This window comes from Paludibaculum fermentans (genome assembly GCF_051172195.1).
Classification (GTDB): domain Bacteria; phylum Acidobacteriota; class Terriglobia; order Bryobacterales; family Bryobacteraceae; genus Paludibaculum; species Paludibaculum fermentans_A.
In genome coordinates this window covers 3,947,587-3,972,598 of record NZ_JBPJAQ010000001.1, presented here as the reverse complement: position 1 = coordinate 3,972,598, position 25,012 = coordinate 3,947,587, and the positions used below count along the sequence as shown (strand labels likewise).

Annotated in this window: 19 protein-coding genes; 7 read left to right on the top strand and 12 right to left on the bottom strand. The window is 64.2% G+C overall.

Features of this window, described 5'->3' with window-relative positions; all coding sequences use genetic code 11:
• Window positions 1-33: 33 nt before the first annotated feature.
• The gene (locus ACR9Y2_RS16115) at window positions 34-3,216 is read left to right on the top strand and encodes a glycosyl hydrolase (RefSeq protein ID WP_435042433.1); all 3,183 of its coding nucleotides are present in this window, start codon (window positions 34-36) and stop codon (window positions 3,214-3,216) included.
• On the opposite strand, the gene ACR9Y2_RS16110 is transcribed toward ACR9Y2_RS16115, so the two are convergent.
• From ACR9Y2_RS16110 to ACR9Y2_RS16100, 3 genes are all read right to left on the bottom strand, one after another.
• Window positions 3,188-3,790 carry an HD domain-containing protein gene (locus ACR9Y2_RS16110; protein WP_435042431.1) on the bottom strand — a complete coding sequence of 201 codons (603 nt, stop codon included), beginning with the start codon at window positions 3,788-3,790 and terminating at the stop codon, window positions 3,188-3,190. The two genes, ACR9Y2_RS16115 and ACR9Y2_RS16110, sit on opposite strands and share 29 nt — an antisense overlap.
• Window positions 3,791-3,799: 9 nt before the next feature.
• Window positions 3,800-5,449: an OmpA family protein gene (locus ACR9Y2_RS16105; RefSeq protein WP_435042430.1), complete on the bottom strand. Its 1,650-nt coding sequence runs from the start codon at window positions 5,447-5,449 to the stop codon at window positions 3,800-3,802.
• 70 nt (window positions 5,450-5,519) lie between these two features.
• The gene (locus ACR9Y2_RS16100) at window positions 5,520-6,875 is read right to left on the bottom strand and encodes a hypothetical protein (RefSeq protein WP_435042428.1); all 1,356 of its coding nucleotides are present in this window, start codon (window positions 6,873-6,875) and stop codon (window positions 5,520-5,522) included.
• A gap of 119 nt (window positions 6,876-6,994) precedes the next feature.
• Between ACR9Y2_RS16100 and ACR9Y2_RS16095 the strand changes: the two genes are divergently transcribed.
• Both ACR9Y2_RS16095 and ACR9Y2_RS16090 read left to right on the top strand, forming a co-directional pair.
• Window positions 6,995-7,303 (top strand): hypothetical protein, encoded by a 309-nt coding sequence (locus tag ACR9Y2_RS16095; protein WP_194452304.1) that lies wholly within the window; start codon window positions 6,995-6,997, stop codon window positions 7,301-7,303.
• A gap of 11 nt (window positions 7,304-7,314) precedes the next feature.
• Entirely contained in the window at window positions 7,315-7,848 is a 534-nt protein-coding gene (locus ACR9Y2_RS16090; protein WP_435042427.1) for a TlpA family protein disulfide reductase, read from the top strand.
• Window positions 7,849-7,852: 4 nt separating this feature from the next.
• Here ACR9Y2_RS16090 and ACR9Y2_RS16085 read toward each other — a convergent pair whose 3' ends face one another.
• Window positions 7,853-8,761: a hypothetical protein gene (locus tag ACR9Y2_RS16085; protein ID WP_435042425.1), complete on the bottom strand. Its 909-nt coding sequence runs from the start codon at window positions 8,759-8,761 to the stop codon at window positions 7,853-7,855.
• Window positions 8,762-8,787: 26 nt separating this feature from the next.
• Window positions 8,788-9,825, bottom strand: coding sequence for a 3-deoxy-7-phosphoheptulonate synthase (gene aroF / locus ACR9Y2_RS16080; protein WP_435042424.1), 1,038 nt, complete (start codon window positions 9,823-9,825; stop codon window positions 8,788-8,790).
• Window positions 9,826-9,994: 169 nt separating this feature from the next.
• Here aroF and ACR9Y2_RS16075 point away from each other — a divergent pair, with 169 nt between their 5' ends.
• Genes ACR9Y2_RS16075 through ACR9Y2_RS16065 form a run of 3 tightly spaced genes read left to right on the top strand, consistent with a single transcriptional unit; the run spans window position 9,995 to window position 13,148 of the window.
• Window positions 9,995-10,810, top strand: coding sequence for an NlpC/P60 family protein (locus ACR9Y2_RS16075; protein ID WP_435042422.1), 816 nt, complete (start codon window positions 9,995-9,997; stop codon window positions 10,808-10,810).
• Window positions 10,807-11,904 (top strand): dipeptide epimerase, encoded by a 1,098-nt coding sequence (locus ACR9Y2_RS16070; RefSeq protein WP_435042420.1) that lies wholly within the window; start codon window positions 10,807-10,809, stop codon window positions 11,902-11,904. The genes ACR9Y2_RS16075 and ACR9Y2_RS16070 overlap by 4 nt, the downstream gene beginning before the upstream one ends.
• An 8-nt stretch (window positions 11,905-11,912) precedes the next feature.
• A complete protein-coding gene (locus ACR9Y2_RS16065) occupies window positions 11,913-13,148 on the top strand; it encodes a winged helix-turn-helix domain-containing protein (protein WP_435042419.1) in 1,236 nt (411 codons plus the stop codon).
• 51 nt (window positions 13,149-13,199) lie between these two features.
• On the opposite strand, the gene ACR9Y2_RS16060 is transcribed toward ACR9Y2_RS16065, so the two are convergent.
• From ACR9Y2_RS16060 to ACR9Y2_RS16040, 5 genes are all read right to left on the bottom strand, one after another.
• Window positions 13,200-15,821, bottom strand: coding sequence for an ADOP family duplicated permease (locus ACR9Y2_RS16060; RefSeq protein ID WP_435042417.1), 2,622 nt, complete (start codon window positions 15,819-15,821; stop codon window positions 13,200-13,202).
• 12 nt (window positions 15,822-15,833) lie between these two features.
• Window positions 15,834-16,175, bottom strand: coding sequence for a PadR family transcriptional regulator (locus ACR9Y2_RS16055; RefSeq protein WP_435042416.1), 342 nt, complete (start codon window positions 16,173-16,175; stop codon window positions 15,834-15,836).
• A 140-nt stretch (window positions 16,176-16,315) separates the two neighbouring features.
• Entirely contained in the window at window positions 16,316-18,775 is a 2,460-nt protein-coding gene (locus ACR9Y2_RS16050) for an ABC transporter permease (RefSeq protein ID WP_435042415.1), read from the bottom strand.
• A 77-nt stretch (window positions 18,776-18,852) separates the two neighbouring features.
• Entirely contained in the window at window positions 18,853-20,202 is a 1,350-nt protein-coding gene (locus ACR9Y2_RS16045; RefSeq protein WP_435042413.1) for a hypothetical protein, read from the bottom strand.
• Entirely contained in the window at window positions 20,199-20,417 is a 219-nt protein-coding gene (locus ACR9Y2_RS16040; RefSeq protein WP_435042412.1) for a DUF2277 domain-containing protein, read from the bottom strand. The genes ACR9Y2_RS16045 and ACR9Y2_RS16040 overlap by 4 nt, the downstream gene beginning before the upstream one ends.
• 97 nt (window positions 20,418-20,514) lie before the next feature.
• Between ACR9Y2_RS16040 and ACR9Y2_RS16035 the strand changes: the two genes are divergently transcribed.
• A complete protein-coding gene (locus ACR9Y2_RS16035) occupies window positions 20,515-22,614 on the top strand; it encodes a pyrroloquinoline quinone-dependent dehydrogenase (protein ID WP_435042411.1) in 2,100 nt (699 codons plus the stop codon).
• Here ACR9Y2_RS16035 and ACR9Y2_RS16030 read toward each other — a convergent pair.
• Together ACR9Y2_RS16030 and ahcY are read right to left on the bottom strand one after the other, a co-directional pair.
• Window positions 22,595-23,377, bottom strand: a complete 783-nt coding sequence (locus tag ACR9Y2_RS16030; RefSeq protein ID WP_435042410.1) for a PEP-CTERM sorting domain-containing protein — start codon at window positions 23,375-23,377, stop codon at window positions 22,595-22,597. The two genes, ACR9Y2_RS16035 and ACR9Y2_RS16030, sit on opposite strands and share 20 nt — an antisense overlap.
• 151 nt (window positions 23,378-23,528) lie before the next feature.
• Window positions 23,529-24,956 carry an adenosylhomocysteinase gene (gene ahcY / locus ACR9Y2_RS16025; RefSeq protein WP_435042409.1) on the bottom strand — a complete coding sequence of 476 codons (1,428 nt, stop codon included), beginning with the start codon at window positions 24,954-24,956 and terminating at the stop codon, window positions 23,529-23,531.
• Window positions 24,957-25,012 lie beyond the last annotated feature (56 nt).

The window sequence follows — 25,012 nt, the reverse complement described above, 5'->3', positions numbered from 1 at the left end:
GAATATTGATAGCATCGAAACGCCGAGGCCGTCATGCGCTATCTCCTTACCGCTCTCCCACTCCTGGCCGCGTTCGCCCAGGCCCAGCAACCCACCCTGCATCCCAAGGCTCTGCCGCCACGTCCGCCCGCCACTTTGCAGGAGCTCCGCCAGCACTTCGCCGACCCGCCCGCCGACTTCCGGCCCATGCCCCTCTGGGTCTGGAACGACGAGATGACCGAGCCCCGCATCCGCCAGATGCTGGCCGACTACAAAAAACAGGGCTTTGGCGGAGTCTTCATCCACCCTCGGCCCGGCCTCATCACCGAGTACCTCGGCACCGACTGGTTCCGCCTCTGGCGCGTCGCCCTGGACGAAGGCAAACGCCTCGGCCTGCTCGTCAACATCTACGATGAGAACTCTTACCCCTCGGGCTTCGCCGGCGGCCACGTCCCCGCCGAAGCGCCCGACACCGCCTCGCAATTCGTCGTCGCTGAAGTCGACCAGCCCGCTTCCGTCGTCTCCTCCAATCCGCTCGTCGTCGCCTTCTTTGCCGTCCGGAAAGACGCCGCCGGAGCCATCTCCTCCGCCCGCCGCGTCTCCACGAAACAGGACGTCGAAACCGGCGAATCCGTTGTCGCCTTCCGCCTCCGCCGAGCCTCCGGCAACCCCTGGACCGGCGAGTTCCCCTACGTCGATCTCACCAATCCGCGCACCACGCCGCTCTTCCTCAAGACCACCTACGAGGCCTATAAGCGCGAAATCGGAACCGAGTTCGGCAGGAGCGTCAAATGGGCCTTCACCGACGAACCCCTGCTCGCCACCGGCGGCGCCTACGACAACGCCCGCAACGCCCTGCCCCTCAGTTTCAACACGCTTGCCCAGTTCCGCCTCCGCAATGGCTACGACCTCGCCGATCACATCGCCTCCCTCTACTGGGACACCGGCGAATTCCAGAAGGTCCGCTTCGACTACTGGCAGACCCTCCACGACCTCTGGAAAGAGAACTTCATGGCGCCCATGTTCGACTGGTGCGACCGCAACAACCTGCAGTTCACCGGACACTGGATGGAGCACGAGTGGCCCGCACCCTGGATCACGCCCGCCGACGCCTCGCTCTACGCCTTTGAACACGTGCCCGGCATCGACATGCTGGAAGGCACCAACCTGCGCCTCACCGGTGAGGATCCGCACATGCTGTTCACCATCAAACAGGTGGCCAGCGTGTCGCATCAGCTCGGCCGCCGCGCCTTCTGCGAGGCCTACGGGGTCGCCGGTTGGGACAGCACCTTCGAGCACTACAAGCGCTTCGGCGACTGGCTCATGGTCCACGGCATCAACTTCATGGACCAGCACCTCAGCTTCACCACCGTCCGCGGAGCCCGCAAACGCGACCACCCGCAAAGCTTCAGCGACGTCTCCGCCTGGTTCCCTTACTACCGCACCCACAACGATCACCTCGCCCGCGTGTCGTATCTGAACAGCCTCACCACGCCGCACAACCGCGCGCTCATCCTCCAACAAACCACCAGCGGCTTCCTCTACGCCCGCCGCGGCGCCGCCACGCCCGAACTCACTCGCGTGCGCGAGAACAACGCGGCCCTCAACCAGTACCTCGCCGGGCACATGGTCGACTACGACCTCGGCGACGAGTACATGCTCGAGTGGTTCGCCAAGGTCGCCAACCGCAAGCTCACCGTCGGCCAGGCTTCCTACGACCTGCTCATCCTGCCGCCCGACCTTACCAACCTCCGCAAACAGACCTTGCCCGTCTTGGAGCAGTGGCTCGCCGCCGGAGGCGAAATCCTGGCCCTGTCTCCCGCACCCGCCTTCGTCGACGGCCGCCCCAGCACCGCACCCCAGGCGCTCAAAACCCGCTACCAGGCTCAGTGGCATGACGTCGCATCGAACCCCGCCCTGCTCGCGGAACTCCAGCGCCGCCTCGCCCCGCGCATCACGTTCGCCAGCGCCGTCCCCGCCTCCATCGGCTTCTCCGAACGGTTCCTGCCGAATGGCGACCGCGTCCTCTTCCTCACCAACAGCGGCCTGTCCGCCGTAAAGACCTCCGCTACCGTCGAGGCCGCCTCCCTGGAATCCTGGGACACCACCAGCGGCCGCATCGCGACTGCCCAGTGGACGCCCGCCGCCGGCAAGGCCACCTTCCCGGTCGACCTCGCTCCGGCGGCTTCCCTGCTTCTCATCGCTCGCGCCTCTGCCGCCAAGCCGGTCGAAACAGTGGCCGCGACACGTACCCCCATCCCCAAGCCGAAGTGGCAAGCCAGGGCCGATTCCGCCAACGTCCTCGCCCTCGACTACTGCGACCTGAAAGTGGGAGCCGAATCCTGGCAGAACATCAACACCTGGCGCGCCAACTGGCTCATCTGGCAGCATCACGGCTTCGAACGTCCGGCCTGGGACAATGCTGTCCAGTACAAACGTTCCGTGCTCGACCGCAACCACTTCGATGCCAAGTCGGGCTTCCAGGCCACCTTCCGCTTTGAGGTCGGCACGGAGGTCGACACGGCGTCCCTGCGGCTCGCTATCGAAACCCCGGAACTCTATCGCATCACCTTGAATGGCAGGCCAGTGGACTTCCAGGCAGCTCAACGCTGGCTCGACCCGCACCTGCTGTCCGCTTCCATCTCCGCCCTGGTCCAGCCCGGCGTCAATTTCGTCCAGATCACGGCCAAGCCCTTCGACGTCCACATGGAACTGGAGAACATCTACATCACCGGCCAGTTCGCCGCCGTTCCCGTCAGGCAGGGCTTCCAGATCGCTCCACCCAAGGCACTGGAAATGGGAGCCTGGGCCGGCCAGGGCTACCCGTTCTATTCCGGCTCAGTCGTCTACACGGCTGCGGCAGAGGTGCCGGCCGGCAGCAATGCCTTGCGAGTTGAATTGAAGGAGTGGCAGGGGTCGCTGGTTGAGATCCTGCTCGACGGCAAATCGGCTGCAGTGCTGGGCTGGCCGCCCTACTCCGCCTCGATCCCGGCAACCCCCGGCAAACATACCGTGGCATTGAAGGTCGTCTCGACGCCGCGCAACACCTTCGGGCCGTTCCACAATCCGGTGAAGCCCCGCATGCGTGCCTGGCCCGCCGCCTGGGCCGACTTCCCCGAACACCAGCCAGCCGGCAAAGCCTACGACATCCTGGACTACGGCTTGCTAACGCCGCCGACGGTAATCGCGGAAACAACCGCGGCGCCGGTCAATACAACGAGCCTTGGTCCTCGATAGCCAGGGACTCCAGGAAAACCTGAAGCGTCCGGACTTTGCCCTCGGCCAGGCGCTTCGACGACTCCAGCCGGAGCTGCGAAGGCAGTGTCTTCATCGCCTTCTCCAGCACGGCCCGCACGCTGGTGAACGTCGGGTAGCGGGTATCCCGCCCGACTTTTGCCACAGCCCGCAGAATACCAATCGAACCCAACTGCTCAAGAATATCGGCATCACGGACGATGGTCGCTTCCACGGTCACCGGCTCATCGAACGGCTGGTGCGTCCGGATGACTTCCAGCACCGCCGGAATCTTGGTCGCCTCAAAGCCCGCCCTAATGAGGATCCCAGGCACACGGTCCACCGTATACGCCACATGATCCCAATGTGCGAGCAAAGCCGGGTCTTCGGGCCGGTGCCCGACGAACACTCCGAGGTCATGCAGCCAGGCCGCCGCATAGACGACATCGTCATCAAAAGCCAAACCGCGGCCCACCTCGCAGGCGAGGCTGTAGAGCCGCGGTTGATGGCCATATTTGTCTTCCGGACGGGCTGCCCGCCGGATGTACTCGACTAACTCATCACGTTGGAACGGCAAGAACCCAGCTTACCTGCTGCCGATCTTAGTTCCAATCACTTCGCCCGAAACGATGATCTCCACCCGCCGGTTCTTCTGGCGGCCCGCAGCCGAATCGTTCGAAGCCACCGGCATGCTGAACCCCTTGCCCGTCGAGGTGACGTTCGCATCTGGCACGCCCTGGGAGACCAGGTAATCGCGTACCGTCTGCGCCCGCTGCTCCGACAGCTTCTGGTTGAACTGCTCGCCGCCGACGTTGTCGGTATGGCCTTCCGACTCCAGCTTCAGGCCCGGGTAAGCCAGTACGATACCCGAAAGCCGCGCCAGTTTCTCGCGCGCCAGCGGCCGGATCGTGTACTTCCCCGTATCGAACAAGACGTCACCCAGGTTCACCACCAGGCCCCGCTCGGAGTCCTTGGTTTCGAGAATCTGGTTGAACTGCTGCAGCAGCTTCGCGCGCAATTCGGCCTTCTCTCGCTCCGCCTGCTCGGCTGCCTTCTGAGCTTTTTCCTGCTCAGCCAGCGCCGCTGCCTGGGCCGCCTGGGCCTGCGCCTGCGCGGCCTCTGCTGCCGCCCTGGCTTGTTCCGCCTTGGCACGATTTTCGTCGGACTGCCGCTGGGCAGCCTCCGCCGCCAACCGGGCCGCTTCGGCCTCAGCCCGTCGCGCCGCTTCCTTCGTGGCCGCTAGCTCAGCCTCAATCCGCTGTTTGTCAGCCAACGCCCGCCGAGCCTCTTCCGCCTGGCGGTCTGCCTCAGCCTGCATCCGCTGCCGCTGCTGCTCGTCGGCCCGAGCCTTCGCATCCGACTCCCGCTTCGCCGCAGCCGACCGCTCGTTCGCCAGCGCCTCGTCCTGCTGGCGCTTGATCGCCAACTCCCGGGCGTCTTCCGCAAATTGCACGGCCTGCCGAGCCGAGGTCGCGATGTCTCCCCTCGTCAGCTTCCGCTGCACGGCATTGTCCGCCATCTGCAGCGCGCCCTTCGCCTTCGAATAGACGTCCGCCGCATACTTGTCCGCCCCAAACTCCTGGGCGATGAACAGGGCATTCCGCGCCTCATACAGCTCCAATGGGTAAGTCTTCGTATCCACCGTCAACGCCAGAGGGTTCGGCAGCCGCGAATACTGCCCTTTCTGCAGTAACTCGTATTTGGTGTCGACGATGAACACCTGGCCCTTGGTGTCCTTGCGCAGCTCGTTCTCCAGCACGATAAGGTCGCTGGGTTGCCGCACTGCAAAGTACGGCTCCGCTGTCACGATCAGTGCAAATACCTGCAAGTCAGTGGAAACAGAAAGTTTGCCCTTGCCCTTATCGAGCAGGACTTCACCCAGGTTCGTGGCCCGGCCTTCCGGGGAAACCGACCACAGAACGTAGGTGAGATACTCGGAGCCGAATTTCGAGGGCGAGTCCAGATTCTCGACATTCGCATCGATATCGATGCGGCTCTGCTTGCTCTCGACCTTCGCTTTGCCCGAAGCGCCAGGCATAATCGCGGTGCCCGTCAGGTCCACCCGTGTCGCCCCGCCAAGGACTTTGTAATTGATTGCTTTGGTGTTCTTGGAGACGACTGAGACCTTGAATACCGGCTCGGACCCCGCCTCCTGGGCCCAGACCGGTGAAATCGCCGCGTTGCTTGACAGCAGGACGATCCCCGCTAATAACGAAGAATATCCGCCTCTGACCATGCCCGCATATTAGCAATTTTTAACGGCCTGGAGTAGAGGTTGGATTGCCCGAACCACGGCCGGAGTTGGACTAATTCTTCGTCCCGCCGGTCATGTACGTGATCTCCTTCGGGCCGTCTTCCATGCCGCTGATCCGGATGGTCCGCTTCTGGGGCACCAACGGCACCGGCGGAGCCGACATCACCACCGGCGTCATGGCTGCGCTCTCGGGCAGGCCCTTGACGGCGGAACGCAGGCCGGGCGGCAGCTGGCCGCTGGGCTGCATGCCCAGGAACGATTCCAGCGTCCGCTTGCCGGTCGTCGCCGCTGATGCGCGCATCTGAACCATGCCGCGTTCCAACTGTGCCAGTGGGACGTCCAGTTGAATCTGGACCTTCATTCCATCGGTCTTCACCATCATGTTGCGCGCAATGCTCGCCAGTTCCGGCGAGTCTTTCGACTGCTGGCTGGCCATCGAGGCGATCAGCTGGGTCATTGTCGCCAGCCCCTTGGCCGATTCTTCACTCTTGGTGACCAGGTTCGCGCGGATCCCCAAGCCTTTTTGGAGAGCGATGCCAAAGTCCATCGACTCCACATCGTCCCACTGCTTCATCCCAGGCATCGATCCGCCTGCGGCCACCGAGGGCGACACGGCTGACACCAGCCAGAGTTCGCACTGCGCCGACAGGGCGGTCGCGCGCTCCAGAAGTTCCACATTCCGCGTCCCGGACCCGGCTTCCAGTACACGGCCCAGCGAGTCGCGGTCGCCGATCAGCACTAGCCGGTCGTTCACCAGCGCCGCCAGCATCTCAGGTTCCTTGCTGGCCGGGGGAACCAGCAGGTCCGCTCCCTTGAAGCGCTCCAGTGCGGTTCCAGGGGGCATCATCTTCTTCATTTGCGCCCGGTCGATGTGCCCTTCCAGCGCCACGACGACAGGAGGCTGGCCGGACTCGGAGGCTAACTGGCCATTGGTCGAGATCAGAATCCGGTCCACGCTATCCAGCAGCGCCATCGCCTGTCCAGCACCCTGCAGCTTGCCCGCCTGTGCGGCGAACTGCCGCGCGAACATCCGGCCCGTGGCCGAAGATTTCGCCTTTTGCCAGTCGAGCCCGGCCAGCATGTTCGTGGACGGGTGCACATACTGCCAGAGGTTCAAATCCGCAACCTTCGCCACCGGAGTGACGGGAACGGCTGGTTGAGGCTTCACCACCGGCGCGGACGGTTTCGGAGCGGCTACCGCAGCCTTCACCGGAGCAGCGGCGGTTGCGGGCGTCTTGGCCGCGGCAGCGGCCGGTTTCGCCGCGGTTGCGGAGGGTATTACCGGCAACGCCGGAGCCTTGGATTGGGCCGCCGGTGCCTTGGGCACATCGGCTGCCTCCACCGGGACACAGCAGACCAGCAAAGCCAGCAGACTGCCGGCGCCAATGACGATCGTGGAAACGCGCATATAGGATCCCAGGAAACTATCGGCGGAAACTTTGCATCCAATTAGAGTCTGCCTCAGCTTTACGGCGCTCTTGCTCACAGAGGCGCACCCCGTTTATACTCGGGTTTTCTTGGAGAGGGATGAAACCAGCCGTGGAAAGTGCGCCGCTCCAACCTCCGGTGCTCCAGTGGTACGAGGACCTCGATCCGCTCGCCGTCCAGCGCGAAGCCGCGATGTTCTATGGCCTCTTTCTGCGCGGTCACTCGCCCGAACAATTGCGCCGCGATATCGAAATCCCGAAATCCACCTTTGAGAAGTGGCTATCCCACCCGCACTACGACGGCGAGTTCCGCGAAAACATTAAGCGGGTCTATCACTTCCGGCGGCAGGTTCTGGCTGTGTTCGACGAACTCGTGGATCAGGAACGGCTCAAGGCGCGGCTGCAGTAAAGGACGCCCTGGTGAACCAGCTCGAACCGCAACCTATTTCCCCCAGATTCTGGGCGGCCGCGATTATCATCCCTTCCATCGTGGTGCTTGGGCTCATCTGGGCCCTCATGAACCCCCAGAGCCTGATGTTCCTGAACGCGAAGGAACCCATCGATATCAGCTTTCAGGTGCCGGGTGAGCCGGTCACCCGTTCGCTCTCGCAATTCCGTGGGCGCGTCCTGGCCGTCACGATCTGGTCGCCGGATTGCACTGAGTGCCTGTCCCAGATCGGCGTACTCAACGATCTCGCCACCCGCTTCGGCCGCGAAGGCATGATGAGCGTCGCCGTCACCCCGGCCGACGCCGTGGGCATCCGCACGTTCGCCTCGCTGCAGCGCATGAGCGTCATGCCCGGACATATGGAGCGCGGCCAGACCGAAGTCCTGCCCACCGATCGCCCCTATACCTATCTGATTGATCGGGAAGGCTTTGTGCGAATGAAGTTCAAGGGCTTCCGGGAAGCGTCGAAACTCGAGGGCACTGTGCAGAAGCTGCTGGAACAGTAGCCCGTTATTTGCCCAGCATCGAAGTCAGCAGAACCTTCGATAGCGGCCACTTGCCTTTGACCGTCAGGCCCTCCGCCGCGAATTCTCCACCAGCCAGCAGCCCGCTGAGGTCGGCCGGATCGGGTTTCTGGTTCTCCCGTGCCAGCAGTTTCCGGAACATCTCGGTCATCTGCGTCAGCCGCCCGGCAATTTCCTTCGCTTTGGCCGGTTCCGGACAGGTCGCGTTCAACTCCAGCGCGAATCCGATTCCATCCAGGCCGGCAGTCAGCAGCGCCCTGTCGGCTCCATCCAGGCTCGACAGCAGGGCACTCAGCCCGGGCGGCAGGCCGGGACCGCCATGCAGTTGAGATCCGGGCACTTCCAGCCAAACCGGCGACTCAGGCAACGGCCGCGAAATCCTGCGCGGCGAGGAATTGAGCAGGGCCACAGCCAGCGGATCGGGCGCCACCGCCAGCCCCAACATCTGCCGTTTCATGGGGATCCAGGAGATCTGGCGCTCCGGGGAGGATCCCTGCACGGTACAGACATCCGGCGTGCAGCGTCCACCGTTCGACTTGGCGTACGCCGCCAGGCGTGCCGCATCAAAGCGGCCCTTCAGAATCAGCAAGGTATCCGTGCTGCGTACCCGCATCGCCACCGCATCCAGGTCGCGCCGGTAGTCGAAACCGCTGGCTTCGACGAACTTGCGGTACTCAGGCTCTTCCGCCCCGGCCTTGCCCGCCAGCAAGTCCAGCACGCCCGATGAGCGGAGCCCCGCCACATCGAGATACAAGGTAGGCGCTTCGCCATCCGGAAAAAGGCCAATCAGATCGGTCGCAGTTGCGGGCCGCCAGAGGACCCACCAGACAGCCAGACAGGCAACCGCAAGAAAGGCGCCGAGCGAGGCCCAGCGCCCAGGTGTGAGTTTCAGCACTTCTTGCAGATTACACTGGCACGCGGCTAGACTGCCACCGGAGACATCCGCTCAGCCTTCCACAGCTCGATATACGGTTGCAGGCTCTTCATCATGTCCAGCCACTGGGCCGGTTCCAGCGACTGCGCACCGTCGCTGATCGCCTTTTGTGGATTCGGATGGATCTCCACAATCAGGCCATCCGCGCCAATCGCCACGCCCGCGCGGCACAGAGCCGGCACCAGGCTGCGCTTGCCGGTGGCATGGCTCGGATCCAGGATCACGGGCAGATGCGTCAGTTCCCTCAAAACAGCACAGGCGACGATGTCGCAGGTGTTGCGCGTCGCGGTCTCGAACGTACGGATCCCGCGTTCGCACAGCATGACGTCGTTGTTGCCGTGCGCCACAATGTACTCCGCCGACATCAGTAGTTCTTTAATGGTCGAGCTCAAACCACGCTTCAACAGCACCGGCTTGCCGCACTTGCCCAAAGCCTTGAGCAGCGCGAAGTTCTGCATGTTGCGGGCGCCCACCTGCATTACGTCGGCATAGGAGGCCACCAGCGAAACATCGTTGTCCGACATGACCTCGGTGACGATCGCCAGGCCGGTGTGCTCGCGCGCCTTCGCCAGCAGCTTCAAACCCGCCTCTTCCATGCCCTGGAAGTCATACGGCGACGTGCGCGGCTTGAAGGCGCCGCCACGCAGGATCTTCGCTCCACCTTTGGCCGCCAGTTCCGCGGATTCCAGAATCTGCTTCTCGCTCTCCACGGAACACGGGCCCGCCATTACTACAAACTCGGAGTTGCCCACATGGACATTGCCGCCAATCGTGATGGTGGTCCGGCCCGGCTTGAACTCCCGCGAAACAAACTTGTAAGGCGCCGAGATGCGCACTGCCTTCTCGACGCAATTCATCGCCTCCAGCGCCTCAAGACAGGCACTGGTGTCGCCCACTCCGATGGCACCGATCACGACACGCTCTTCACCCTCGATCGTGTGGATCTTGTACCCGAAGTCCTCAATGCGCTGGATGACCGAATCGATCTCCGCCCGGGCGGCATTCTTGCGCATGGAAATAATCATGGCTCCATCATACACCTCGGAGGCATGACACGCAATTCCACTTATCCAATAAGGTATTGTATTTGTAGCACTTGAAAGCACCACCCATTATTGGTGTACGCCATCCAAGGAGTATACTGTTCAGGTGGTTCGAACGCTTCTATCCCTCTTGCTGACTGCAGGTTGTCTCATGGCGGAAACACGGGCTGTGGTTCTCCAACCGGTCCTTGATATGTACTCCAAACCCTCAGCGGACGCCGATGTCGTGTCGCAGGCGCTGTATGGCATGACGGTCCAGGTGACCGCCGAACAGGAGGGCTGGATCAGCATCACCACCCCCGGCGACGACTATGCCGGATGGATCGAGCGCGGCAGTGTCCGTCTTTTGAAGGACGGCGAAACATACCCGGCCGGCCGCTCAGTCACTGTCCAGGCGCTGCTGGCCCATGTCTACCGCGAACCTTCGGTGACGAAGCACCGGCCGCTGATCAGCCTGCCCTTTGAAACCAGGTTGGAAGTAGTGGCCGATCAAACCGCTCGCGGCGATCGCTGGATCCAGGTCCGCCTGCCGGATGGCCGTACGGGCTCCATCCAGAACGGCGACGTTGTGGAAGCCCCCAAGACCCTGGAGATCCCGGAGATCATCGAGCTCGCGCATCGATTCCTGGGCCGGCCCTACACGTGGGGCGGCCGCTCCTCGGCGGGCTACGATTGTTCGGGCTTCGTCCAGATGCTGGTGCGGCGCGGCGGCGTGGATCTGCCTCGCGATGCGAAACCGCAGGCGCTGTGGGAGAAGGTCGCCACGATCGAGCGCAAGGACCTGCGGCCCGGCGATCTCGTTTATTTCGGACCGTCGGTGCAGAAGATCAACCATACCGGCTTCTATGTGGGCCATGGCGAGTTCATCCACTCCACCACCAACACGCATCCGGTGATTCAGATCAGCAAGTTGGACGACCAGCCCTGGACGAAGCTGCTGGTTGCCTGCAGAAGGTGGAAACAATGAAGCGCAGAACATTCCTCGGCACCAGCGCCGCCCTGGCTGCTCCGGTCCCCACGAAGATGGCCACCAAGAAGAGCGGCCTTGTCCTCAAGACGCGCCGGCTGAAGCTGAAGCACACCTGGACCACGGTGATGTCGTCGAGCGAGTATCGCGATACGTTCTACGTCGAGTTCACCAATGGCGGCGTGACGGGCATCGGCGAAGGCGCGCCCATCATCCGCTACAAGGAGAGCGCCGAGACCTGCACAGCCGCCTTGGAGGCGATCCGGCCGTGGCTGGAGAGTGCCGATCCGTGGGCGTTCGCCAAGTTCATGCAGGGCGCGTTCCAGAAGATCGAGGGCAACTGGGCCGGCAAGGCGGCGCTCGACATCGCGCTGCTGGACTGGGTGGGCAAGAAGCTGAACATTCCGGTTTGGCGGTACTTCGGCCTCGACCGCAACGATGCTCCGGTGACCACGTTCTCCATCGGCATCGACAAGGCCGACGTCGTCCGGCAGAAGGTCCTGGAGGCTGACGCCTTTCCCGTGTTGAAAGTGAAGGTCGGGCTGGCCAACGACGAGGAGATGATCGCCTCTGTCCGGGCCGTAACGAAGAAACCCCTGCGCGTCGACGCCAACGAGGGCTTCAAGAGCAAGGAAGAGGCGGTGGAGAAGATCAACTGGCTGGAGAAGCAGGGCGTCGAGTTCATCGAGCAGCCCCTGCCGGCGGCCAACCTGGAAGACATGAACTGGATCCGCAAGCGGGTCCACATGCCCATCATCGCCGACGAAGCGTGCCTGCACCCCGCGGACATCCCCCGGCTGGCACCGCACTTCGACGGCGTGAACATCAAGATCGACAAGTGCGGCGGCCTGCTGGAGGGTTGGCGCATGATCCAACTGGCGCGGTCGCTGAACCTGAAAGTGATGCTGGGCTGCATGGTGAGCTCTTCGGTCGCCGTCACAGCGGCTGCCCAACTCTCTCCCCTGGTGGACTATGCGGACCTCGATGGCTTCCTGCTGATCTCGAACGACCCTTATGACGGCGTGAAGGTCGAGAAGGGCAAGCTTGTGTTGCCTACGGGCCCTGGTCTTGGTTTGAAGGCGCGTCCGGCGTAGCGTTCCGTATGGCTCCCGACCTTTCGCTGGCCGAGGCGCGGCGCCTGGCGTTGGCGGCGCAAGGGTTCGCGGACGCACGGCCGGCGGAACCGGATATCGGCCATGTGCGCGAGATCATCCGGCGGCTGGGCCTGGTGCAGCTCGACTATGTGAACGTCCTGCTGCCCGCGCACTACCTCGTGTTCTACTCGCGGCTGGGCTCGTACCGGCGAGCGTGTTTCGAGGAACTGGTCTATCAGCGGCGGGAGTTCACCGAGCATTGGGCGCACGAGGCGTCCGTCATTCCCATGGAGTCGTGGCCGCTGCTGGCTTACCGGCGGGCGCAGCACCGGGCGCGGCCGTTCGGCTTCCAGGATTTCCTGGACCAGTATCCGGAGTACGCGCTGGAGGCGTTGGAGCACCTGCGGACGCGCGGTGCCCTGACTCCGGCGGATCTGCCGGATCCGCAAAACCGGTCGCGCAAGTTGGCTGAATCGTGGTTCGGCACAGTGCCCAGGGCCGTGCTGGAGGCCCACTTCGGGCGGGGGCAGGTCTCGATCGCCAACCGGCTGCCGAACTTCACCCGAGTCTACGATCTGGCCGAGCGCGTGATCCCGGGCGAGCATCTCGAACACCGTGTGGAAGTGGAGGAAGCGCAGCGCCGGCTGCTGCTGATGGCGGCGAAAGCGCATGGCGTCGCGGCCGCGGGCGACCTGGCGGACTACTTTCGGATGCCCATGCAGGAGGCGAAGCCGAGGCTGCTGGAACTGGTCGAGGCCGGCCTGTTGGAGAAGGTCCGAGTGGAAGGCTGGCGCGATGCGGCGTATTTTTATCCCGGCTCTCCGTTGCCCACAGAGGTCCGGGCCAGTGCCCTGCTCTGCCCTTTCGATCCGGTGATCTGGACGAGGCAGCGGACAGAGCGGCTGTTCGGCTTCGAATACCGTTTCGAGATCTTTGTGCCGCAGGAGAAGCGTCGCTGGGGCAGCTATGTCCTGCCGTTCCTGCTGGGCGACCGGCTGGTGGCCCGGGTCGACCTGAAGGCGGAGCGGGCAACGGGAAAGCTCGCGGTCCTGGGCTCGTATCTTGAGCCGGGCGTCGAGCCGGTCTTGGTCGCCGAAGCTCTGGCCAGTGAACTGAGCACACTGGCGCAGTGGATGGGGCTGAACAAAGTGCGAGTAGCCCGGCGCGGCGACTTCGCGAAGCCGCTGGCGGCAGCGGTGCGGAGGGGGACGTTCACCTCCGTCCACGGAGGGACGGAGGAATGAACGTCCCCATGGGAGCGTCTTTCTCAGTTCGGCCGCCGAGCTACCCGTCGGTCATTCGTACCGCAGCGCCTTAGTCGGATCCACTCTCACCGCTCGCACCGCCGGACCCGCGGTGGCCAGCACCGCCACGGCCAGTAGGATGCCGACCACCGTGATGTAGGTCGACACATCGGTGGGGTGAACCCCAGGCACCAGGAACATGGTCAGCGGTTGTGTTGCCAATAAGGCCAGGCCCAAGCCCACCGTGCAGCCGACTGCGACCAGGAGCAGGCTTTGGCCGAAGACCAGCCGCAATACCTGTTTGGGGCTGGCGCCCAACGCCATGCGGATGCCGATTTCGCGGACACGGCGATTCACCGTATAGACCAGCACTCCATACAGGCCCAGTGAGGCCAGCAACAGGCCCAGTGCGCCCATGGTGCCTAACAGCGCAGCCCCGGCGCGGCTGGGCAGGAAAGCCAGGCCCAGGGCATCGGTCATGGGCTTCACCTCGATCGCGGCAGAGGAGTCAATGCTGCCCAGCGTGCGGTCGATCTGCCGGAGCAGCCCTTCCGGACGACGTGAGGAGCGGACGAGGAAGGCCACAGTCGAGCCCGGATCGTCCGTCTGGAAATAGGACATGTAGAGCGCATTCGTGTCTTCCTCGCCCAGGCTGCGGTACTTGCTGACAGCGACGACACCCACAATCTGAAAGCGGTTCACTGTGTGGCCCCCCGGCTCGCGCCAGCCGAGAGTGTGGCCCACGGCACGGGCATTCCCGAAGAGGCTGCGGGCCAGCGCTTCGTTGATCACCACGACCTTGTTGGCACCCAGGCGGTCGGCCATGGTGAAGTCACGGCCATCGAGCAAGCGGATCCCCATGGTGCGGAAATAGTCGGGTGTCACACGGTTCATGTTCATCCGCAAAGTAGGCTCGCTGCTGCTGGTATCGGTGATGATGGGCGCTCGCATATCGGAGCTGTCGTTGAGGGGCACGACCTGCGTGATGGACGCGGCTTCCACTCCTGGAAGGGCCCGCAGCTCGTCGAGGGCCCGTTGGACCGTGTTGGCCTGGAGCTCCGGGCGGGCATAGCGTTCCGGCACGAGGCGCATGTTGGCCCAGATAGTGGAGCCAACGTCGAAGCCAGGGCTCATGCTGGTGGCCTGGTTCAGATTGCGGAGGAAAAGCAACCCGGTGGCCAGCAGGACCACGGTGAGGGCAAGCTGTCCGGCGACCAGGAGACTGCGCGGATTCCAGAACCCGCCGGAGGCCTGGCGGGCGTCCTGTTTCAGGCCGGATTGGAGGTCGGAACGGGTCGCGGCCAGGGCGGGCATCACTCCGGAGACCAGGGCACAACCGACCGCGACCAGCACCGAATAGGCCAGCAGGTGCCAATCCGGCGTGAAGTAGATGCGGATGGGGAAAGGCAATGGCAACGCCATTCCGCTCACCGCATTCGTCAGCAGCAGGTTCATGCCGACTCCGGCGGCGGTGCCGAGGCCCGCGAGCAGCAGGCTCTCGGCCAGCAGTTGGCGGATCACTCGGCCGCGGCTGGCTCCGATGGCGAGCCGGACCGATAGTTCCTGCCGGCGGCTGGCGGCTCGGGCCAGCGCCAGGCTGGCCACATTGGCGCAGGCGACCAACAGGACGAGCCCCACGACCACCATGAGCAGGGCGAAGAAGGCGATGATGGGCCCACCCCTCTCGCCCGTCAGGCGATCCAGCCCATGGACTCCGTACATTCGAACGGTGACGGCGCGGGGCTCGGCATCCCGTCGGGGGTAGACGCGGTCGACCTCTTCGGCGGCGCGGCGCAACCGCTCGAGCGTCTGTTCCCGGGAGAGGCCGGGCATGACGCGACCGATGAACTGCACGTCCGTTTCCTCGTTGAGTACCGGCATGCTGAGATCCGGCGAGAAGCCGAAGCCGATCAGGCTGCGATGGACGCGCGGCAGGACGCCGGTGATGGTGAATGGCCGGCCGTCGAGGACGAGGGCGCGGCCGATGACGTCGGCGCGGCCGTTGAGTCGGGACTGCCAGAAGGGGTAGCTGATGACCACGGTATCCCGGTCGCCGGGCTGGATGGGCCGGCCCATCAGCAGCGGCGTGCCGGTGACCTGATAGTAGTTGCCCGTTACCTGGAGGACATGGATGCGGAGCGTGTCGTCGCCATTGCGCCAGTTGGCCTGGGATTCGCGCAGGCCGGCGAGACCTGCGAAGACGTTGGCGTCCCGAACGACCTTGTATTCGCGATACGGCGAGTGGCTGCGGCCTGCGATGCGGCCCACCACCAGCGAGTCGGCGTCGGTGACCGAGGGGTCGCTGAAGAGGAACTCCATCGTAAAGCTGAAGACCGAGGTATTGGCCCCGGTGCCCAGGGCCAAGGAGAAGATGGCGGCCAGGGCGAAGGTCTTGTTGCGGACAAGGGTGCGGGTTCCGTAGCGGAGATCCGACAGGAGGTCTTCGAGCCACTGGAAGTGCCAGAACGACCGTGAGTCCTCCTGGATGCGGGCCTGCGAGCCGAACTCGCGGCGAGCCTGGAGGAGGGCGTTCTTGCGGGTCATGCCTTCGGCTTCGAGCTCATCGGCACGGGCTTCCAGATGGAACCGGATCTCATCTTCCAGTTCAGCGTCGAAACGGTTGCGCCGCAGCAGATAGCGGAAGCGGTTGGAGAGTTCGTTGGTCCAGCTCATGGGGCGGCTCCTCTAGACGGTCTTGAGAACGAGGCGGATGGCGTCGACCATGCGGTCGAAGTCCAGGGCTTCCTGCGCCATATGGCGCCGGCCTTCCTCGGTGAGGCGGTAGAACCGGGCCTTGCGGTTGTTGTCGGAGAGGCCCCATTCCGCTGTCAGCCAGCCCTTCACCAGCAGGCGGTTCAGCGCAGGGTAGAGCGAGCCTTCTTCAATCGCCAGCACGTCGGAGGAGGCGTCCTTGATGCGCTTGGCGATCGCATACCCGTGGAGGGGTCCGCGGGCGAGCGTGCGGAGAATGAGCATGGAGAGAGTTCCGGGGAGAAACTCGCCTTGGATCTGTTCAGGTTTGGACATTCGCTTCCCTTGTCGTGTCTATGCATTGGTAGAACGAGGGAGTAGGCGCGAATGTTCGGCGGGCTGAAATTTGTTTACATGTGCGTCGGCAGAAGGCCGCTCGCCCAGGCGATCGCGGCCTCTTTCAGGGCTGCCCGGGATCAGTCGGCCCGCAGCGCGGTGAGCGGATCCACTTTCGACGCCTGACGCGCCGGGATCAGGCTGGCGGACAGGGCGACCACGACGATCAGGGCGGTGACCGTGGAGAACACCACCGGATCGGTCGCCTGCACCCCATACAGTAGGCTGCCGATGAGCCGTGCCAGGATCAGCGCGGCGGCGAGTCCGGCTGCCGCACCCACCGCCACCGGAGGCAGCGCCTGCGCCAGGATCAGCCGAACCACCTGCAGCGGTTGTGCGCCCAGCGCCATGCGGATGCCGAGCTCCTGCGTGCGGCCCCGCACCAGGAACGACAGGACCGCGTAGATGCCCAGCGCGGCCATCAATACTGAGACGGCGGCAAACACTACTAGCAGCGACATCGCGGCCCGTTGGGCCCAGACCGAGTCCGCCACCGCGTCGTCCAGCGCCACGATGCTGGGGATGGCGACGTCTCGATCGAGGCTCCACACCTGCGCAGGGATGAGCGCGGCCAGGGCGGCGCGGTCGCCGCTGTAGCGGAGGGCGAGGGTCATGGTCCGGAAGCCACCGGCGCCATGCTGATAGCCGGCATCCTGCAGGAAGGGGACATAGAATTCGTTGTCGGCGGCAGCGCCCCACTCGTTCTGCGTCGTGTCTCGAATGATGCCGACCACCGTCATCCAGGAAGCGTCGGACTGGGCGTCTCCCGCCTTGAAGCGCTTGCCCAGCGCGTTTTCTCCGGGCCAGAGGCGGCGGGCCATGGTGCGGTTGACGACCGCGACGGCGGGGGCGTGTTCGGAGTCGGACATGGCGAAGTCGCGGCCCGCGTCGAAACGGATGCCCAGGGTGGAAAAGTATTCGGGCAGGGCGACGCGGTAGACGGCGGTGGCGGTCTGGCCGGGCGCGGCGGCGGGCTTGCCCTCGGGCGTAATGTCGCTACCCCAGGTGTCGCCGATGAGGGGCACGTGGTTCACGGCACTGGCGGATTTGACGCCCGGCAGCGCACGGAAGCGTTCCAGCAGTTGCTGGTAAAAGACGCTGCGCAGCTCGGCTTTCGCGTGGCCGGAGCTGGAAAGCGAAAGATTGACGGCCAGGACGTTCGCCGGTTGGAAGCCCGGGTCCAGCGACCGCAGGTTCTGGAAGGTGCGCAGCAGCAGCCCGGCGCCCACCAGCAGCACCAGCGCCAGCGCCACCTCGGCGGAAATCATCGCGTTGCGGAAACGGCGGGCCGAACCGCCGGAAGTGGTCCCGCGTGAGCCGTCTTTTAGGGCGAGTTGAATATCGCAGCGCGAGGCACTGAGCGCGGGTGCGATGCCGAAAAGGAGCCCCGTCAGCAGGCAGACCGCGAAGTTGAAGAGGACGACCGCAAAGCCGACGCCCACCTCCTGGCTGCGCGGTAGTTGAAAGACTCCAGACTCCGGCAGGTGGGCGAGCAGCGCGGGCACCGCCCAAATGGCGAGCAGCAGGCCGAGGACTCCACCGGCGCAAGCCAGCAGCAGGCTTTCGGAGAGGAACTGCCGGATGAGGTGGCCTCGTTGCGCGCCCAGGGATTGGCGGACCGCGATCTCCCGGGCTCGCCCGGCGGCACGGGCCAGCAGCAGGTTCGCGAGATTCGCGCAGGCGATCAGCAGGGTGGCGGCGACAGCGGCAAACATCACCACCAGCAGGACGCGAACCTTGCCGGTGGAGATCTCACTGAGCGGTGTGAGCGCTGCCGAGCGCCCCTGGTTCGAACGCGGAAACTCCTCCGCCAGGCTGGCCGCAATGCGGGCGGCTTCCGATCGCGCCTGCTCCAGCGAGACTCCGGGCTTCAGGCGGGCAAAGACACGCAGAGTGGAGAAGGTGTGCGAATCGGCGCGGTCCGGCCCGTACGCTGGAGCGGCGTAGAGCTCCGCTTTGTTGGCCCAGAATGGCGGAAAGTAGAACCCTTTGGCCATGACGCCGATCACTGTGTGCGGCTCGTTGCTGAGTCGGATGGTGCGGCCCAGGATGCCGGGGTCAGCTCCAAAACGGCGCTGCCAGAGCTGATGGCTCAGGACCACCACCTTGGGCGCTCCAGGGCGATCATCCTCCGGGGCGAAGGTGCGGCCAAGGACCGGGCGAACTCCGAGGACGTCAAAGAGGGAGGCCGAGGTGTGCAGGCCGTGAAGCTCTTCCGCCTGGTCGACTCCGGTGAGGGTGGGCGACCAGAGTTCGGCCGCGGCGAGATTCGCGAACGACTGCGCGCGGGTACGGAAGGCGTTGAAATCGCCGGGCGGGACGGGCATCCGGTCGCCTCGCCCCTGGGCGGCGCCCAGCAGCACCATCAACCGGCTGGGATCCTGGTAAGGCAGCGGGCGCCACAGGACGGAATAGACCACGGAGAACATGGCCGAGGTCGCTCCAATGCCGACGGCGAGGACTGCCACGGCCAGGAAGGTGAAGCGCGGGTTGCGCAGAAGGGTACGGAGAGAGTGACGCAGGTCGCCCAGCATGGACATTAGACCTGCCGGCGGTCGCCGTGTTTGGTCCGGATTGTAAACAAAGTAGCGGTCGCTGGCCCGCCGCGGCTGCAGTCTCAGCGGCCAGGAACGCCTCGGGATCGCGAACCCAGCAGCGCTCGCAGGGTCTGCTTGATGATGCTCTCGGCGCCTTTTGTCGTATTCGACGCGCCCGGCTCATACCCGCCTTGCTCATAGGCGCGGTCCGTACACAGGTACCCGGGCGCAATATCCCCATACCCCGCCATCGCGACAAACTGCCCCGGCGCGGCGATCTGGGCGAACCGCTGGAACTCGAGCATCGGTTCCCCTGGCAGGTGCACAATGCGCACCGGCCCAAGGCTGAGCAGACTCGCCGACAGCGGCTCCGTCCGCAGCCCGAACGCTGCCGCGATCGTCAACCGGTAGCGCGCGGCGTCATCGGCGGTAGCCTTGGCTTCCGCCAATCGCGCGTCCACCTCTGCCTGGGAAGCCAGCTTCTTCGGCAGTACTAGCGGCAACGATTTCCAGTTCAGCTCAGTGACGGCGGACCACTGGATCGAAGCATCCGACTTCTTCAACCCGGCCAGCATCCTCGCCGTCAGCTCCGTCCGCTTGCCCACGCTGCTGTCGTTATACTTCCCCACCGTCACATCTCCGGCGGCTCCGGTGAAGTACACCTGGAAGACGCCCTCTTCCCGTTCCAATTGCTCGCGCGCCGCACCCACAAAATCGGCGGAAACACGCCCATCGCAGCACCAGGTTTGCGGATGCGTCGCGTAGTAGTGTAGCCGCACCAGCGGCTTCTGACCCTGCCCCAACGTCACGGTTCGGACGGTCCGGTCGACCGGCCCTTCCGGTGCGGCCGCCATTTCCGGCTTCTTGCCGTCGGTGCTGAACCGGATCACGACCTTGCCACCCGGGGCCGGCAGCCTGCGGGCGGATGCCACCCGCTCCACCTCCGCCTCGCTCGTGCCCACCTGGTCGAATGGCTTCAGCGCCCCGGTGGCCGCCTTCACCGCATCGGCCAACCGGTCAGCGATCCGGACCAGCGCGGCTTCCTCGAAACGGACCACCGGGCGGCCCATCTGCTCCAACAGCGCGTACGCGTCGCCATCGACGTAGGGAGCGGTGTGCTGATGCAGTGTCTGCAGTGCCACTCGCTCGGCAGTGGTCCCGGCCGCCTGGGCCACCTTGTCGCGCAGCAGCCGGTACGACCGGTTCGATAGCCCGCACCAGTCCACCGCGCACAGCACATACCTCTGCCCGCGATCCTCCAGGACGATCCCCTTGGCGAGCAGCGGATCCTCAATCTTCGAGGCCGGCATCACCCAGATCAACGGCTGCCCCAGGGGCGGAGTGACATCGGATTTGAAGGTGCCGACGCGCAATTGTGCCCAGGCGCTCGCGCTGAGCAGGAGGCAAACCAACACTCTTCTCGTGTTCATTCCGCCTCGACTTTCGATACCACCCGGCGCGCTGGCGCGTTCTCCGCGATGAACTGCAGCAGCCGCGCACTCGAGGCGCTGATCTCCCGCACCGCCCGCTCAAACGCCTCCTGGTTCACCTTCGACGGCTTCTGGAAGCCGCTGATCTTTCGCACAAACTGCAGCGCGGCGGCGTCCACCTCGGCCGGGGTCGCCGGGGGTTCCTGGTTTCTCAATACTTTGATGCTGCGGCACACAATCCATACAGCGTCGCACGATCTGGAGAGAATTCGCACCCCGGCCGCGCCGGCTGCATATACTGGACTTCTCCCGATGAATTCCCGAATTCTCGTGCTGCTCGGCGCCTGCGTCTCGCCGCTCCTGGCCCAAACCGATTGGCCGGTCTATGGCCACGACCCCGGCGCTGCCCGGTTCTCGCCCCTCAAACATATCAACCGCGACAACGTCGATCGCCTGCAGAAGGCTTGGGTTTTCCACACCGGCAAACCAGGTTCAGAAGGCATTCCCATCGTGGCCGGTGGCGTCATGTACGTCACCGCGGCCAACGGTATTTTCGCCCTGGAGCCGGAAACCGGCCGCCAGCTTTGGCACTACGAAGCCACACAGGTGGCGCTCCGCGGCCTCGCCTACTGGCCCGGTAGCAAGGGAATACGTGCTCGTGTGTTCGCCGGCGTGAAAGGCGGCATGGTGGCGCTCGACGCCGCGACCGGCAAGCCCGCTCCAGGCTTCGCCACGGAGGGTCTGCTCGACCTGCGACAGGGCGTCCTGGGTGATCTGCCGGACGCAAAAATCTCGCTGCAGTCGCCCCCTTCTGTCTTTGGGGACATCGTCATCACCGGCAGCGCCAACGGCGAGGGTTCCCCCTCGAAAGGCGCCTATGGCGACATTCGTGGCTGGGACGCCAATACCGGCAAACTCCTATGGAGCTTCCACACCGTGCCCCGGCCGGGTGAGCCAGGCTCCGAAACCTGGCCCGCCGGTGGTTGGCAAAACCGCTCAGGCACGAACGCCTGGGGCTTCCTCACCGTGGATGTCAGACGCGGCCTCGTCTATGTCCCCCTGGGCTCCCCCACGTCTGATTTCTATGGGGCTGACCGCCACGGCGACGGCCTCTACGGCAATAGCCTGGTCGCCCTGGATGCCGCCACCGGTAAGCTCAAGTGGTTCCAACAACTCATCCATCACGATTTGTGGGATTTCGATCCGGCCGCCCCGCCCATCCTGTTTGACGCCAATATCGGCGGCCGGATCGTGCCCTCGGTTGCCCAAGTGACGAAGACGGGGCTGCTCTTCGCCTTCGATCGCGTCACCGGCAAGCCGCTCTACGGCATGGAAGAACGCAAGGTGCCCCAGACCTCCGTCCCCGGCGAAAAGACTTCTCCGACACAGCCCTTCCCGCTCAAGCCGCCCCCGCTCTCGCGCGTGGAGTTCACCCGGGACGAGATCTACAACCTCACTCCGGAGCACGCCGGCTTCTGCCGCGATCTGTACGACCGCAATCAGTTGCGGCCCGTGCCGCTCTATACCCCGTTCGAAGTGGATCAGAACGTCCTGATGTTTCCCAGCACCCTGGGCGGCGGTTCCTGGGGCGGAGCCTCTGCTGATCCGGGCCTCGGCTACCTCTACATCAACGTGAACAATCTGGGCCAGTGGGGTCACATGGAGAAGAAGACCGACCCGGCCACTGGAGCAGTCACCTACATCCGTACCTCCGAGTACGGCGCCTATGCCCGCTTCTGGAATCGGGATACGCGGATTCCCTGCACCAATCCGCCCTTCGGGGAACTGGTTGCGGTCGATACCCGGACCGGCGACATCGCCTGGCGCTCGCCTCTGGGCACGATTCCGGCGTTGGAGGCGCTGGGCGTCCACAATACCGGTGCGCCCAACCTGGGCGGCAGCATTGCCACCGCCGGCGGCCTGGTGTTCATCGCCGCCACCAACGACAGCCGCTTCCGGGCCTTCGACGCCAAAACCGGCCGCAAGCTTTGGGAGCAGCCGCTTGACGCCAATGGGCATACCATCCCCATTACCTACTTAGGGAAAGACGGCAAACAGTATGTGACCATCATGGCCGGCGGAGGCGGCGGCTTCTTTGGCGGCACGCCGGCTGACAGCGTAATGACATTTGCCTTGGGTAGGACAGCCGCCCCGGCCATTCTCGACTCAAAGGTCGAGAGGACGTCAGTCACTCGCAAAGGTCCTGTCGTCCTGCCGGATGCGCCCGGCAAGGCGTTGGTCCAGCGCACCTGTGGCGGCCCCTGCCACAACCTGGAGACCGCGCTCGGCCTGAGGCGCAACCGTGCGGCCTGGACGGCCATGGTGGACAGCATGATCGCCCGCGGCGCGACGGCCAAGGAAGCGGAAGCCAAAGCGATCGTGGACTACCTCACTACTCACTTCGGCCGGTAGAGCGGCGGCCCGCCAGGCCGAGAGCCACCAGCCCGATTCCGGCCAAGAAGATGGTCCCGGGTTCCGGAACGGTGGAACCGCCGGGCGTCGGCGCCGTGCTTCCGCCGTTGACCGCTGCTCCCAGTAGATCGATCGAGTTTTGGGGGATGGTGACCGAGATGGAGCCATTGATCGGGGGCACACCGTACTCGCCAATCAGGAAGGTCATGTCCCAGGCCTGCACCTGTGTGCCGGCCGGAGCAAAAGTCTTGCTGTTTGAGGTAAGCAAGCCAGACCCACTGGCGGTATGGCCGTTGACCGAAGCGGGATTGGAGAATTCCCCATAGAAGTAGCCATTGTCGGTCTGGATGCCTGCCACAACCTGCCAGTAGACGCCTGGCAATTGCGGGGAGTCGAACAACCAGTTGACGCGGAAATAGGTGTCGGCATCCAGCGTGCCGCTAGCGGTTCCTGCCATCTTTGCAATGATATACGGACCAAAGCCGTTGTTGTCCGCCAGGGTGGCGCTGCCCCAGAACTTCTGGCCGGCAACACCATCGACCGCCGGCAGTTGGGCCGAGAACATGGTGGCGAGGGGCACATTGTTCGACGGCGTCACGTAGTCGTAGGTGTAGCCGTTGTAGAAGGCGTTCGAGGGATCTGGAGCGTTCAGAATGACGCTGGCACTGGCTTGGGCCGCGGTCCACGCCAACAGTACCAACACCGGAACAAAACGATGGGAAGCGGACGCCCTCCGAGGCGCCGGCACACGAATCAAAGCCAAGTCTTTTCTCCTCCGGAGGCGCACATAGCGTGGCCTCCGGGAAGATTAGCGTTTTTCCATCTTTGGATCGATCATCCAATGGAAGAAAATCTTCGTGGAACGACAAAGGGCCAGCCCGAAGGCCGGCCCTTTGTCACTGATCCAGCGGAGCTTAGTAGCGGTAGTGGTCGGCCTTGTAGGGACCTTCCACCGGCACGCCGAGATACTCAGCCTGCTTCTCGCTGAGCACCGTCAGCTTCACGCCGATCTTTTCCAGGTGCAGGCGGGCCACTTCCTCGTCGAGGTACTTGGGCAGCACGTAGACGCCAACCGCATACTCGTCCTTCTTCTTCCACAGGTCGAGCTGGGCAAGTGTCTGATTCGAAAAGCTGTTCGACATCACGAAGCTGGGGTGGCCGGTCGCGCAGCCCAAGTTCACCAGGCGGCCTTCCGCCAACATGAAGATGGCGTGGCCGTCGGGGAAGGTGTACTGATCCACCTGCGGCTTGATGTTGAGCTTCACAACGCCCGGGGCATTGTTCAGGCGGTCGATCTGGATCTCGTTGTCGAAGTGGCCGATGTTGCAAACAATGGCCTGATCCTTCATCTTCGCCATGTGTTCCAGCGTGATGATGTCGCAGTTGCCGGTGGTGGTGACATAGATGTCGCCGCGGCCCAGCGTGTCTTCCACGGTGGTCACTTCGTAACCTTCCATCGCCGCCTGCAGGGCGTTGATGGGGTCGATTTCGGTCACGATCACGCGGGCGCCGAAGCCGCGCAGGGAGTGCGCGGAACCCTTCCCGACGTCGCCGTAACCGCAAACCACGGCCACTTTGCCGGCGACCATGACGTCCGTCGCTCGCTTGATGCCGTCGGAAAGCGACTCGCGGCAACCATAGAGGTTGTCGAACTTCGACTTCGTCACCGAGTCGTTGACGTTGATGGCCGGAACCAGCAACTTGCCTTCCTGCTGCATCTTATAGAGCCGGTGAACGCCCGTGGTCGTCTCTTCGGAAACGCCCTTCCATTCCTTCACCAGTTCCCGCCAGCAGGTGGGGTTCTCAGCATTGACCTTTTTGAGCAGATCCTTGATGACGTCCTCTTCATGGCTGCCGGACGGGGTGTTCACCCAATCGGAGCCGTTCTCGAGTTCGTAACCCTTGTGGATCAGCAGGGTTACGTCGCCACCGTCGTCCACCACCAACTGCGGGCCGAGGCCGCCGGGATGCAGCACAGCCTTCAGCGTGCAGTCCCAGTACTCTTCCAAAGACTCGCCTTTCCAGGCATATACGGGCACGCCGGCAGCGGCGATGGCGGCGGCGGCATGGTCCTGCGTGGAGAAGATGTTGCAGGAGGCCCAGCGCACACTGGCGCCGAGGTCGACGAGGGTCTCGATGAGGACCGCCGTCTGGATGGTCATGTGCAGCGAACCGGTCACGCGCACGCCGGCCAAGGGCTTCTGCGCCGCGTACTTGCGGCGGATGGACATGAGGCCGGGCATCTCCGATTCGGCGATGGTGATCTCTTTGCGGCCCCAGTCGGCCAGGGACATGTCGGCGACTTTGTAGTCGGTCGTGGCAGGGGTAATGGTAGTGCTCATCGACTCTCCTAGAATTTTCATATCGTCAAATCGCGATACGTTGATATGATATGTGA